This window comes from Streptacidiphilus sp. MAP12-33 (assembly GCF_041261265.1).
In the GTDB taxonomy this organism is placed as follows: Bacteria; Actinomycetota; Actinomycetes; order Streptomycetales; family Streptomycetaceae; genus Streptacidiphilus.
In genome coordinates, this window is the sequence record NZ_JBGCCA010000039.1 from 55,806 (window position 1) to 67,658 (window position 11,853).

An 11,853-nucleotide genomic window follows, 5' to 3' on the forward strand; every position below is an offset into this window, starting at 1 on the left:
GGCACCGGGGGGCGTGGGCCACGAGGTCGGCACCGGGGGGGCGTGGACCGTGAGGTCGGCACCGGCGGCGGTTCGGCGTCAGTGCATAGAATCGCCGGACCGCGGGCCCGAAGGGCCAGTTCACCGACTTGTGGGGTTGCACCATGCTGACGATGCAGGAAGCTCTGCTCGCCCTCAACGCCTACTGGACGCAACAGGGCTGCCTAGTCGCCCAGCCGATGAACAGCGAGGTCGGCGCCGGAACCCTGAACCCGGCCACCTTCCTGCGGGTGCAGGGGCCCGAGCCGTGGCGCGTGGCCTACGTCGAGCCCAGTGTGCGCCCCGACGACTCGCGCTACGGGGAGAACCCCAACCGCCTGCAGACGCACACCCAGTTCCAGGTGATCCTCAAGCCCGAGCCGGGCAACGCGCAGGAGCTCTACCTGGGCAGTCTCAAGGCGCTCGGCATCGACATCGAGGCGCACGACGTCCGGTTCGTGGAGGACAACTGGGCCTCGCCCGCCCTCGGTGCCTGGGGGCTGGGCTGGGAGGTGTGGCTGGACGGGCTGGAGATCACCCAGTTCACCTACTTCCAGCAGGCCGGCGGCATGACGCTGGACCCCGTCTCGGTGGAGATCACCTACGGGCTGGAGCGCATCCTGATGGCGCTTCAGGGCGTCAGCCACTTCAAGGACATCGCCTACGCCCCCGGCATCACCTACGGCGAGGTCTTCGGCCAGGCCGAGTACGAGATGAGCCGCTACTACCTCGACGACGCGGACGTGGAAACCAACCGCGAGCTGTTCGAGGCGTACGCCAGGGAGGCACGCCGCCTGCTCGACCTGCGGCTGCCGGTGCCCGCCTACTCCTACGTGCTCAAGTGCTCGCACAGCTTCAACGTGCTCGACGCCCGCGGCGCCATCTCCACCACCGAGCGCGCCCGTTCGTTCGCCCGGATGCGCGGGCTCGCGCACGACGTCGCCGAGCTGTGGGCCGAGCGGCGGGCCGAGTTGGGGTACCCGCTCGGCACGGACGCCGCGACGGAGGAGGGCGCGGCCGCCCAGGAGGCGCCGGCGCCCGCCGGGCCGACGGGGCTGCGGACGCTCGCGTTCGAGATCGGCTTCGAGGAGCTGCCGCCCGCCGAGGCCACCCGTGTCGTCGACTCGGTGCGTGAGGCGCTCGAGACTGGGCTCGGGGCGGCCCGCCTCGGGCACGGCGCCCTGCACGTCGCGGCCACGCCGCGCCGGGTCGTGGTGACGCTGGAGGGTGTCGAGACCGCGGAGCCCGACCACGAGCAGACCGTCAAGGGCCCCAAGGTCGCCGCCGCCTACGACGCCGAGGGCGGGCCGACGCCCGCGCTGCTCGGCTTCGCCCGCAGCCAGGACGCCGACCCGGCCGAGCTCGGCCGCGCCGCGTTCGGCAAGAACGAGCACGTCGTGCTGACCCGCCTGGTGCGCGGCCGCCCGGCCGAGGAGGTGCTGGCGCAGTTGCTGCCCGGCGTCGTCTCGGGCCTGCGGGCGGAGAAGAACATGCGCTGGAACGCCTCCGGCCTCTCCTTCAGCCGCCCGATCCGGTGGGTGCTCGCGCTGCTCGGCGACGAGGTCGTGCCGTTCTCCGTCTCCGGCCTGGACGCGGGCCGCACCACCCGCGTCCACCGGACCGCCGCGCAGCCCGTGATCGAGGTCCCGGCCGCCGACGGCTACGTCGAACTGCTGGCCCGGCACGGCATCATCGCCGACACCGCTGCCCGCCGCGCGGCCATCGAGGCCGCCGCGCTGCGCCTGGCCGCGCAGGTCGGCGGCACCGTCGATCTGGAGGCCAACAGCGCGCTCGTCGACGAGATCGCCAACCTGGTCGAGTACCCCACCCCGATCCTCGGCACGTTCGACGAGAAGTACCTCGAACTGCCCGACCAGATCCTCACCACGGTCATGCGCAAGCACCAGCGCTACCTGCCCGTGCAGGGCGCGGACGGCGCACTGCTGCCCTGCTTCGTCACCGTCGCCAACGGCGCCTGCGACCAGGACGTGGTGCGGCGCGGCAACGAGGCGGTACTGCGGGCCCGTTACGAGGACGCCGCGTTCTTCTGGCGCGCGGACCTGGACACCCCGCTGGAGGCCATGCAGGAGCGGCTCCAGCTGCTCACCTTCGAGGACACCCTGGGCTCGATGGCGGACCGCGCCCAGCGGATCGGCTCGGTTGCCACCGAGTTCGCCTCGCAGCTGCCGATCGGCGCGCGCGACGTGATCACGCTGGAGCGGGCCGCCGGGCTGGTCAAGTTCGATCTCGGCTCGCAGATGGTCACCGAACTCTCCAGCCTGGCCGGGGTCATGGCCGAGGTCTACGCCCGCAAGGCCGGTCAGCCGGAGGAGGTGGCCCAGGCCCTCTTCGAGGGCGAGCTGCCGCGTCACTCCGCCGACCGGCTGCCGCAGACGACGCCCGGCGCGCTGCTCGCCCTCGCCGACCGCGCCGACCTGCTCGCGGGCCTGCTGCCGCTCGGCGGCGCGCCCACCGGCGGCTCGGACCCGTTCGGCCTGCGCCGGGCCGCGCTCGGGATGGTCAACATCCTGCGCACCCACCCCGCGCTCGCGCCGCTGACGGTCTCCTCCATGCTGCGCATCGCCGCCGAACGGCAGCCGGTGCCGGTCACGGACGAGAGCCTGGCCGAGGCCCAGCAGTTCGTCGTCCGCCGCTTCGAGCAGCAGCTGCTGGAGGCCGGGCACGCGGTCCACGACGTGCGGGCGGTGCTGGCGCAGGCGGACCGTCCGGTTCCCGCCGCGGCACGCCTCGCCGAGCTCGAAGCGGCCCACGGGAGCGAGGAGCTGGCGCTGGCCACGGCCGCGATCCAGCGGGTGCTGCGGATCGTCCCGGCCGGGACCGCGCCCACGCCCGACGCGGCCCTGTTCTCCACGCCGCTGGAGGGTGAGTTGCAGCAGGCGGTGGAGAAGACCCGCGCGGTCCTGGGGTCCATGCCCGACCTGCGGACCTTCCTCCAGGAGAGCGCGGTGCTGGTCCAGGCCGTCGACGCCTTCTTCGAGGGCGTCATGGTGATGGACGAGGACCCGGCGGTCCGCGCCAACCGCCTCGCGCTGCTGGCCACCGTCCTGGAGCTGACCACCCCGCTGCTCGCCTGGTCCGAGCTGAAGTGACGCCCGGGGCCGCCCCGCCGACTCCCTCGGCGGGGCGGCCCGGCTTCGCGGCGCCCGGTGGCGACACTGGGCGGATGAGCGAGCGAATCACCATCACGTGGGCGGAGCTGCGGGCGCGGCTGGCCGGGGCGCGCAGCTACTGGGTCTGCACCGCGTCGGCGGCCGGGGTGCCGCACGCCATGCCGGTCTGGGGCGTCTGGGTCGGGGGGCGGTTCTGGTTCTCCACCGGCGCCGGGACGGCGAAGGCACGCAACCTCGCGGTGAACCCGCGGGTCAGCGTCCACCTGGAGAGCGGGACGGAGCTGGTCTCCGTCAGCGGCGTCGCCGAGCAGGTGCCCGCACAGGCCCGTCCGCCGGAGGTGGACGCGGCGTACACGGCCAAGTACGTGCTGCCGCGCACCGGCGAGCCCGCGACGATCGTCGTCGGCGCCTCGCCGGTCTTCGCGGTCCGGCCGACCCGGGCGCTCGGCTGGTACGAGGGCGCCTTCGAGGAGTCGATGACGCGCTGGCGGTTCCCGGCCGGGGGAGAGGGTGAGCCCGTGGCAGAGCCGATCGGCTACCCGGCGGATCCCGCCTAGCCGCCGCGGCGTCCACCACAGAGAAACCACAAAGAGGCTTCCTACTCTCCGTGTGCCAGCGGGTGGACGCACCACCGCGTTCGCCCGCTCCGGAGTCTGTAAGGAGACGTCCATGCCTCTCGTCATGTCCAAGCGCGCCCGCCTCGCGGCGGCCGGACTCGCCCTCGCCGGCACGCTGCTCGCCGGCGGCCCCGCGTTCGCCGCGTCCGCCACGCCCGGCGCGTCCGGCGGTGCCGCGAGCACGGCCGCGCACGCGCCGAAGGGCGACGGCGCGCACGCGCTGTGCCTGCGCGTGCCCAAGCTGGAGCGCCGCATCGAGCGCGCGCTCGACCGCATCAACGGCGGCGTCACCGTGCGCGGTTCGATCGCGCACCTGGAGGCGCGCGTCGACAACGCGAAGAAGGCGAACCACACCGCGATCGCCACCTACCTGCAGGACCGTCTGAACACCCGCAAGGCGCTGGTCCCCACGTTGCAGCAGCGTGAGACCGACCTCAAGAGCGTCCAGGCCTGGTGCGGCGCGAACGACAACGGCAAGGGCGCGTCGTGAAGCTCCTCGCGGCAGGCGCGCTCGTGGTGGCCGCCCTGCTCGGGGTGACCGCCTGCGGCGGCAACGGTGGCGGCAGCGCCGCGCCCGCCGCCCCGGCGGGTTCGTCGGTCACCTCGACGGCGAACCCCGCCGGCGGCACGCTCCAGCAGCAGCAGGCCAAGGTCAACGCGGCCCAGTCCGCGGCGGACGCGGCGGACTCCGACGCGGCGTCGGACCCGAACTGACCCAGGGGCGCCCCGCGCCCGTGAAGCGCGTAAAGAGTTAGTGCAATGACTGAGCGTGTGTCACGCTCCGCCGCATGACCCCTCCCTCAGTGCCGCCGTTGCCGCGCCAGCTCGCGCGGACCCGCCGTTTCTCCCTCGGGACGCCCACGCGGCTGTCCCTCACCGCCGACGGTTCGACCGTCCTGTTCCTGCGGGGACGCGACGGCACGGACCCGCAGGCCTGCCTGTGGGCGCGGGACCTCGCCTGAGGCGAGGAGAGGGTGGTGGTGGACGGCACCGAGGGTGCCGTCGGCGAGTACGAGACCGACGCAAGCCCGTCGTCGCCCTGCGCCGGACGCCGCACCGGGTGGCCGGGCGACGGCTCTGCACGGCCGTGCACCTGCCGTCCTGGCACACCCCGGGAACCCGGCTGCCGGTCCTGCTCGACCCCTACGCCGGTCCGGCGATGCAGCGGGTCACGGCGGGCGCCGGCTGGACCGCCCACCTGTCGCAGTGGTTCGCCGAGCTCGCGGTGCTGCGCCGTCCGGACGTCTTCCACGCGGCGGTCGCGGGCGCGGGGGTGACCGACCAGACCTTCTACGACACCCACTGGCGCGAGCGCTTCCTCGGCCACCCGGTCACCTCGCCGGAGACCTACGCCGCGTGCGACATCGTCGCGGAGGCACCGAACCCCACCCGCCTGCTGCTGCTGATGCACGGCCTCGGCGACGACAACGTCTTCCCGGTGAGCACCCTGCGCCTCTCCGCGGCGCTGCTGGCGGCCGGCCGGCCGCACGAGGTCCTGCCGCTGAGCGGTGCGGGCCACCGGGTGACGCAGGAGGCGGTGGCGGAGAACCTGATCCTGCACCAGCTGGACTTCCTGCGGCGCTCGCTGGGCCTCCGGACGGACCGCCTCCGGACGGACCGCCTCCGGACGGACCGCCTCCGGACGGACCGCCTCCGGACGGACCGCCTCCGGACGGACCGCCTCCGGACGGACCGTTAGACCCCGGTGACGGTGGTGAGCAGCACGACCGAGTCGGCCAGCGCCATCAGGTCGTGCCGCTCCTGCGGCACCTCGGCGAGCTCGCCCGCGGCCAGCGAGACCATCCCGCCGGACTCGGTACTGATCTGCACGCTCCCGCTCAGCACGAGCACGCTGGCGGCGTGCGGGGCGTCGTGCTCACCCAGCACGGAGCCCTGGGTGAGGGCGATCAGGGTCTGGCGCAGCATGTTCAGATGCAGCAGGAGTCGTGCGGCCCGGCCGTGGGGGGACTGCCGCGCCTGTTCGAGCTGTCCTCGGGCGACGAGGGTGAGTTCGTCCATGGGATCAGTGTGAGGTCGGGCCGCGACATGTGCACTCCCAGGTAGGTGCACCCCCCAGGGGCGCGGGGAACTGCGCGGCAAGCCACCGGCGTGCGGACGGTCCCGATGCGGACAGGAACATCCGCCTCGGTTGGGTTTCTCGCGCAGTTCCCCGCGCCCCTGAGGAAAAAACCGTGTGCCGGAAGGCTCGCCGGGCTGCGACCATGCCGCATGGTCCTCTTCGCAGACGCGCCCGAGAGCGCGCACGCCGTTCACACGCCCGTCGAGTCGCTCGCGGTCGTGGTCGAGCGACGCGTCGCGGACGCGTTGGGTGGGGCGGAGCCCCTGCTGCGGCGGAGTGACCGGGCCGACTTCCAGGCCAACGGCGTGCTCCCGCTGGCCAAGGCGCGGGGGACGAACCCCGCCGCGCTCGCGGCGGAGGTCGCGGCGCGGCTCGTCGACGCCGGGCCCATCGTGCACTGCGTGCCGTCCGGCCCCGGCTTCCTGAACATCGGCGTCGGTGACGCCGCGCTGCTGCGGAACCTCGCCGCCCGGGCCGTCGACTCCCGGCTCGGGGTGCCGTACACCGCGGACCCCGGCGTGACCGTCGTCGACTACAGCTCGCCCAACATCGCCAAGGAGATGCACGTCGGCCACCTGCGGTCGAGCGTGATCGGTGACGCGCTGGCCCGGGTCCTCGACTTCACCGGTGAGAGTGTCGTCCGGCGGAACCACCTGGGTGACTGGGGGACCGGCTTCGGCATGCTCATCGAGCTCCTCTGCGAGGACGCGGAGGTCCCCGACGACGTGGCCGCACTGAGCGCGGCGTACCAGCGGGCGCGGGTGCGGTTCGACGCGGACGCGGACTTCGCGGAGCGGGCGCGGTTGCGGGTCGTCGCGCTTCAGGCGGGGGACGAGCCGACGCTGGCCGTCTGGCGGCGGCTGGTGGAGGTGTCGCAGGAGCACTTCCGGGAGGTCTACGCCCAGCTGGGCGTGCTGCTGGTGGACGCCGACGCGGTGGGCGAGAGCCACTACAACCCGATGCTGCCGCAGGTCTGCGCTGAGCTGGAGGCGGCGGGGGTCGCGACCGAGTCCCAGGGGGCCCTGTGCGTCTTCCGGGACGACGACGCGGGCGCGCCGCTGATCGTGCGGAAGGGTGACGGCGGCTACGGCTACGCGGTCACGGATCTGGCGGCCGTCCGGCAGCGGGTCGGCACGCTGGGGGCGCGGCGGTTGCTGTACCTGGTGGACGCGCGGCAGGCCCGGCACTTCGCGCAGGTCTTCGACGCCGCCCGGCGGGCGGGGTGGCTGCCGCAGGAGGTGACCGCGCGTCATCTGCCGTTCGGCATGGTGCTGGGGGCGGACGGCCGGCCGTTCAGGACCCGGTCCGGGGAGACGGTCCGGCTCCAGGAGCTGCTGGACCAGGCGACGGGGAAGGCGACGGAGATCGTTGCGGCGAAGAACCCGGGGCTGACCGGCGAGGCGCTGCGGACCCGGGCCCGGCAGGTGGGGATCGGGGCGCTCAAGTACGCGGACCTGTCCAACAACCGGATCAAGGACTACGTCTTCGACCCGGACCGGATGCTCTCGCTGACCGGGGACACCGCCACCTACCTCCAGTACGCCCACGCCCGGATGCGCTCGGTGCTGCGGAAGGCCGGGGAGGCGGGTGCCGTCTTCGAGGGCGCGCTGCTGGAGCCGGCCGAGCGGGCGCTCGGGCTGCTGCTGGACGAGTTCGGCGCGGCGGTCGCGGCGGTGGCGGAGACCTGCGAGCCGCACCGGCTCTGCGCCTACCTGCACGCGCTGGCCACCGCGTTCTCGGCCTTCTGGGAGCACTGCCCGGTGCTGAAGGCGGAGGACGAGCGGGTGCGGCGGAACCGGCTGCTGCTCTGCGCGCTGAGCGCGCGGACGCTGGAGCTGGGCATGAGTCTGCTGGGGATCGAGGCACCAGCCGAGCTGTGAGATCACGACTGAGCACTCCAGTGATCCACAGGCCGCGGTCGTGGACTGCGTCCCTGGGGAAATCGCGACGCTCGTCGTCGGCAACGACCTTCCGGCCGGCTCACTCGTCGTTCAGCAGTCCCTGTCCGGCCCCGGCGCGAGCCGTGCCACCGGCCCGTTCGGGTCTTTCGCCTCCTGCTCCCGCGACGGAAAGGGCGATATGGTGAAGCGTCAGATCGCTTTGTTCACAACGAAGTTGAGTTTGAGCATGGCCGGGGTGCCGGCCGGGGCGAGCCGCTCGGTGCGGCGGACGGCCGGCGGCGGCGCGGACCGCACCGCCCTGCCCGCGGGCCCGGTCGCGGTGCCGGCGAGTGGCGTCGCGACCGTCCGGGCGGTGACCCACGTCCCGGTGTCCGGCTCGTCCGACGGCGGAGTTATCCACAGCAGTGCGAGCCCCACGCCCGGATCTGTGGATAACCCGAACGGCCCAGCACTCCCGCATCCGGACCCGTCCGGCGGGCCTCTGGTACGTGAGGATGAGATCGCACGGGACCAGGGGCTGATGAACCTCATACCTGTCCGGGCTAACGTTCAGTCGTGCTGACCCACCTGTTCGCAGCGGTGAACCTGATGAACGGCTCCTCGCTGCTGTCCGCGTTCGGTGCGCTCGCCGTGCTGGTCGTGACCTTCGCCGAGTCCGGGCTGTTCATCGTGGGCTTCTTCCTGCCCGGCGACACCCTGCTGTTCCCTGCCGGTGTGCTGTGCGCGGCGCCGGCGGCGGGCGGCACGGCGCTCTCGCTGTGGCAGGTGCTCGTCTGCGCGGCGGTGGGCTGCTGCCTCGGCGCGCAGTTCAGCTACTACGTCGGCCGCCGCGGCGGCGTCGCGATGCTCGCGCGGTCGCGCAGCGCGCGGCTCAAGGTGGTCGTCGCCCGCGGCGAGGACCTGCTGGAGCGCTACGGGCAGCGCAAGGCGATCGTCATCGGACGTTTCATCCCCATGGTCCGCACGGTTCTCGGCCCCGTCGCGGGCGTCCTCCAGGTCCCGACCCGGACGTTCACCCTGTGGCAGATGGTGGGCGGCATCCTGTGGTCCCAGTCGCTGGTCCTGCTGGGCTACTGGCTCGGCGCGACGATTCCGGGCGTGGACAACTACCTGCTGCCGCTGGTCGCCCTGGTGGTCGTGGTGAGCTTCCTCCCGGTGCTGCTGCAGCGGTGGAAGAGGCCCCACTGATCCACCCGCGCGGGCGGCTACAGCACCGAGACCAGGGCCCAGCCCGCGCTCGCGGCGGCGAGGCCCGCGGCCAGCGAGCCCGCGACGTTGAGGGCGGCCATCCGCAGCGCTCCGCCGCTCATCAGCCGGACCGTCTCGTACCCGAAGGTCGAGAACGTCGTCAGCCCGCCGCAGATCCCCGTCCCGACGAACAGCCCGGCGTTGTTCGGCCACCCGTGCCGGGCCACGCCGCAGGCGATCATGCCGAGGACGGACGAGCCCACCACGTTGACCGTGAAGGTCCCCCAGGGGAACACGCTGTCGTGGCGCTTCTGCACGGCGCGGTCGGTGAGGTAGCGCAGAGGGGCACCCAGCATGCCGCCGAGGAAGACGAGAAGCACGGCCATCAGGGGACGATCTCCACGGGTTCCAGAGTGATCAGGCCGTTGTCCTCACCGAGAACCTCGCGCACCGACGGCACGAACGCGCGCACCAGGGCCTCCTCGTCGACCACCACGACGGCCACCGGCAGGTCCTCCGCCAGGTCCAGCAGCCGCGTCGTGTGGACGCGCCCGCCGCGGCCGTAGCCCTCGATGCCGCGGAAGACGCCCGCGCCGGCGAGGCCGGCGGCGTGCGCGCGGTGCACGATCTCGGCGTAGGCGGGCCGATGGTGCCAGCGCGCGCTCTCGCGCACGTAGACGGTCAGCCGCAGTCCGGTTTCCGCCGTCGGAGGGGTCATCGCAGCTGTCCTTCCCGCTCCGCCGCCCGCTCCTCGCGGCGGACCCGGCCGCCGCCGGTGGTCGCGCGGGTCAGGGCGGCGCCGCCGAAGACCGCGAGGATGCCGAGGACGACACTCGCCAGCAGATAGAGCCCGGCGGAGCCCAGGAGACCGTCGCTGAGCAGACCGCGCGTCTCCACCATCGCGGTCGAGAAGGTCGTGAACCCGCCGCAGATGCCGACGCCGAGGAAGGGGCGGCGGTAGCGCGAGGGCGGCCAGACCTCCAGGACGAGGTACATCAGCCCGCCCAGCACGGCGCAGCCGGCGACGTTCGTGACGAGGGTCGCCCACGGGAAGTCCCCGGCAGGCGTCGGGATGGCCCGGGCCAGCCCGTAGCGGGCGATGCTGCCCAGCCCGCCGCCGATCGCGATCACCGCGAGGACGTCGAGATCCCGCCGCTTCGCCGGTGATCGCTCTGCCATGGGACCAGCTTAGGGCGCGGAGTTCGGGACCTTCGGGCTGAGGTCGTACGCGCGGGTGGGGGTCATTCCGCCGTAGCCGGGGAGGGAGACCGTGTCGAAGGTGCTGACCTGGGCGCATCCGGACTCGCCGGCGGTCTGCGCGTGCGAGTCGGCCAGCGCCTGCTTGGTGTCGGCCGGGGCGGGCGCCGCGGTGCCGCCGGGGAAGGTGGCACCGGAGGTCCAGTCGGAGCCGATGAGCAGGACGATCGAGCCGCTCGCGCCCGACTGCCTGAGCGCGGAGGCCTTCAGGCCCAGCGACTTCGCGACGGCCTGCGCCGCGGCGGCCTGCCCGGCCGGGTAGCTGAGCGTCGTGGTGGTGGCGGAGGGGCCGCCGAGGGCGGTGGTGTTCTGGCTGTAGCCGTCGCTGACCAGCTTCTGGCTGACGGTGCTCGCGCGGCCGGACACGCCCGTGCCGTTCTCGACCTTGACCGCGACGTTCGCCCGGTTCACCGAGGGCGCGCTCGCGGACGGAGCGGCCTGCGCACCGCCCTTGCTCTGGCTTTCCTTCTTGATCTGGGTCAGCGACTGGTCGCCCGCTATCGCGTCGAAGAGCTGCTGCGCACCGGTGCCGACGACCAGGCGGGCGTTGTTCGCCGGGTCCGGAGCGGTCTGCATGGTGGCGAAGGTGATGTTGTCCATCGAGATGCCGCTCAGCTCCTGGCCGAGGCCGGCCAGCTTGAAGACGCTGTTGAGGCCGGTGTCGACGGTCAGCGCTTTGGTCGCGGCCTGGGCCAGGTCGTACATGGCGGGCACGTCGGTGAGCGTCCCGGCGCTCTTCATCTTCTTGACCATCTGCGACATGAACAGGTGCTGCGCGTAGGTGCGGCCGAGGTCGCCGCCGTCGCCGAAGCCGTGCCGGGTGCGGACGAACTTCAGCGCGGAGACGCCCTTGAGGGTGTGTGTGCCGGCGGCCAGCTTCAGGTGCGAATAGGGGTCGTAGACGTTCTTGTCGACGCAGACGTTCACGCCGCCCACCGCGTCGGACATGGCCACGACGCCGCCGAAGTCGACCTTCATGAAGTGGTCGATGGGTATGCCGGTCAGCTGCTGCACGGCCGCGACGCTACAGCCGGGGCCCCAGTTGAGCGCGCTGTTGATCATGTCGGTGTGGGCGGGCTGGCTCGCCGCGTCCTTGGTGGCGTCGCACCGCGGGATGGTGGTCTCCAGGTCCCGCGGGATGCTCATCACCGTCGCGTTGGAGCGGTCGGCGGAGACGTGCAGCACCATCTCGACGTCCGCGCGGGCACCGGGGCTGCCGCAGTCGCCGCCCAGGCTGCAGTCGGCGGCGCTGGAGCGCTCGTCCGAGCCGATCAGCAGGATGTTGATGGGGCTGCGCCCGAAGGCGTCGACCTTCTCCTTGGTCTTGCCGCAGCTGCCGCCCGAGCAGAGGCTGGACGAGCTGATGTTGCCGTTGAGCTGGTTCACCAGGTAGCAGCCGCCGGCCGCCGCGATCACCGTGAGCGCGCCGGCCGAGGCGAGCGCGATCTTGAGCCCCTTGCGCCGGCGGGCCTTGGCCCGCTTCCGCCCGCGCCGTGCGGCCGCGCGTCCGCCGACGGCGGAGGAACCAGCAGAGGCACCCGGCCCGGAGCTCGGCTCTTCGGCGTGGTTCTCGGACACGGTCACATCCTCTGCGGTCCCGCTGGGGTGGGCATGAGCGGCCGACTCTGCCATAGGTTCGCACCGAAACGGAATGTCGCAAA

The 11,853-nt window shown here is 72.9% G+C and carries 14 protein-coding genes; 8 read left to right on the forward strand and 6 right to left on the reverse strand.

All coding sequences use genetic code 11. The features are described from left to right. Positions 1-152: 152 nt before the first annotated feature. The 6 genes from ABH931_RS32060 to ABH931_RS32085 all read left to right on the forward strand — a co-directional run bounded on the left by ABH931_RS32060 (position 153) and on the right by ABH931_RS32085 (position 5,465). Entirely contained in the window at positions 153-3,128 is a 2,976-nt protein-coding gene (locus tag ABH931_RS32060; RefSeq protein WP_370121166.1) for a glycine--tRNA ligase, read from the forward strand. Positions 3,129-3,202: 74 nt separating this feature from the next. Further along, the gene (locus ABH931_RS32065; protein ID WP_370121169.1) at positions 3,203-3,706 is read left to right on the forward strand and encodes a pyridoxamine 5'-phosphate oxidase family protein; all 504 of its coding nucleotides are present in this window, start codon (positions 3,203-3,205) and stop codon (positions 3,704-3,706) included. A gap of 112 nt (positions 3,707-3,818) precedes the next feature. Beyond that, complete coding sequence (locus ABH931_RS32070; protein ID WP_370121171.1) at positions 3,819-4,256, forward strand: hypothetical protein; 438 nt, start codon at positions 3,819-3,821, stop codon at positions 4,254-4,256. Beyond that, on the forward strand, positions 4,253-4,480 hold the full coding sequence (locus tag ABH931_RS32075; protein ID WP_370121174.1) for a hypothetical protein: 228 nt from the start codon (positions 4,253-4,255) through the stop codon (positions 4,478-4,480). Before ABH931_RS32070 ends, ABH931_RS32075 begins: the two co-directional genes overlap by 4 nt. Before the next feature lie 74 nt (positions 4,481-4,554). Further along, on the forward strand, positions 4,555-4,728 hold the full coding sequence (locus ABH931_RS32080; protein WP_370121177.1) for a hypothetical protein: 174 nt from the start codon (positions 4,555-4,557) through the stop codon (positions 4,726-4,728). A gap of 98 nt (positions 4,729-4,826) precedes the next feature. Continuing rightward, on the forward strand, positions 4,827-5,465 hold the full coding sequence (locus ABH931_RS32085) for an alpha/beta hydrolase family protein (RefSeq protein WP_370121180.1): 639 nt from the start codon (positions 4,827-4,829) through the stop codon (positions 5,463-5,465). On the opposite strand, the gene ABH931_RS32090 is transcribed toward ABH931_RS32085, so the two are convergent. Continuing rightward, entirely contained in the window at positions 5,462-5,785 is a 324-nt protein-coding gene (locus ABH931_RS32090) for a cupin (protein ID WP_370121183.1), read from the reverse strand. The two genes, ABH931_RS32085 and ABH931_RS32090, sit on opposite strands and share 4 nt — an antisense overlap. 210 nt (positions 5,786-5,995) lie before the next feature. On the opposite strand from ABH931_RS32090, the gene argS reads away from it, so the two are divergent. Further along, a complete protein-coding gene (gene argS / locus ABH931_RS32095) occupies positions 5,996-7,726 on the forward strand; it encodes an arginine--tRNA ligase (protein ID WP_370121185.1) in 1,731 nt (576 codons plus the stop codon). A 210-nt stretch (positions 7,727-7,936) separates the two neighbouring features. Here the strand turns inward: argS and ABH931_RS32100 are convergent, their stop codons facing one another. Next, positions 7,937-8,164 carry a hypothetical protein gene (locus ABH931_RS32100; protein ID WP_370121187.1) on the reverse strand — a complete coding sequence of 76 codons (228 nt, stop codon included), beginning with the start codon at positions 8,162-8,164 and terminating at the stop codon, positions 7,937-7,939. A gap of 171 nt (positions 8,165-8,335) precedes the next feature. Here ABH931_RS32100 and ABH931_RS32105 point away from each other — a divergent pair, with 171 nt between their 5' ends. Next, positions 8,336-8,935, forward strand: a complete 600-nt coding sequence (locus ABH931_RS32105) for a DedA family protein (protein ID WP_370121269.1) — start codon at positions 8,336-8,338, stop codon at positions 8,933-8,935. 17 nt (positions 8,936-8,952) lie between these two features. On the opposite strand, the gene crcB is transcribed toward ABH931_RS32105, so the two are convergent. From crcB to ABH931_RS32125, 4 genes are read right to left on the reverse strand one after another with little or no spacing between them, the layout of a single operon-like run. Continuing rightward, positions 8,953-9,321, reverse strand: a complete 369-nt coding sequence (gene crcB, locus ABH931_RS32110) for a fluoride efflux transporter CrcB (protein ID WP_370121190.1) — start codon at positions 9,319-9,321, stop codon at positions 8,953-8,955. Then, positions 9,321-9,653 (reverse strand): DUF190 domain-containing protein, encoded by a 333-nt coding sequence (locus ABH931_RS32115; protein ID WP_370121193.1) that lies wholly within the window; start codon positions 9,651-9,653, stop codon positions 9,321-9,323. Before ABH931_RS32115 ends, crcB begins: the two co-directional genes overlap by 1 nt. Beyond that, complete coding sequence (locus ABH931_RS32120) at positions 9,650-10,114, reverse strand: CrcB family protein (RefSeq protein WP_370121195.1); 465 nt, start codon at positions 10,112-10,114, stop codon at positions 9,650-9,652. Before ABH931_RS32120 ends, ABH931_RS32115 begins: the two co-directional genes overlap by 4 nt. A gap of 9 nt (positions 10,115-10,123) precedes the next feature. Further along, on the reverse strand, positions 10,124-11,770 hold the full coding sequence (locus ABH931_RS32125) for an LCP family protein (protein WP_370121198.1): 1,647 nt from the start codon (positions 11,768-11,770) through the stop codon (positions 10,124-10,126). Positions 11,771-11,853: the final 83 nt, after the last annotated feature.

Bases quoted from the DNA above. Each gene is read 5' to 3' on its own strand.
- ABH931_RS32060 (WP_370121166.1), top strand. From the start codon at position 153: ATGCAGGAAGCTCTGCTCGCCCTCAACGCCTACTGGACGCAACAGGGC.
- ABH931_RS32065 (WP_370121169.1), top strand. From the start codon at position 3,203: ATGAGCGAGCGAATCACCATCACGTGGGCGGAGCTGCGGGCGCGGCTG.
- ABH931_RS32070 (WP_370121171.1), top strand. From the start codon at position 3,819: ATGCCTCTCGTCATGTCCAAGCGCGCCCGCCTCGCGGCGGCCGGACTC.
- ABH931_RS32080 (WP_370121177.1), top strand. From the start codon at position 4,555: ATGACCCCTCCCTCAGTGCCGCCGTTGCCGCGCCAGCTCGCGCGGACC.
- ABH931_RS32090 (WP_370121183.1), bottom strand. From the start codon at position 5,785: ATGGACGAACTCACCCTCGTCGCCCGAGGACAGCTCGAACAGGCGCGG.
- argS (WP_370121185.1), top strand. From the start codon at position 5,996: ATGGTCCTCTTCGCAGACGCGCCCGAGAGCGCGCACGCCGTTCACACG.
- ABH931_RS32105 (WP_370121269.1), top strand. From the start codon at position 8,336: ATGAACGGCTCCTCGCTGCTGTCCGCGTTCGGTGCGCTCGCCGTGCTG.
- crcB (WP_370121190.1), bottom strand. From the start codon at position 9,321: ATGGCCGTGCTTCTCGTCTTCCTCGGCGGCATGCTGGGTGCCCCTCTG.
- ABH931_RS32115 (WP_370121193.1), bottom strand. From the start codon at position 9,653: ATGACCCCTCCGACGGCGGAAACCGGACTGCGGCTGACCGTCTACGTG.
- ABH931_RS32120 (WP_370121195.1), bottom strand. From the start codon at position 10,114: ATGGCAGAGCGATCACCGGCGAAGCGGCGGGATCTCGACGTCCTCGCG.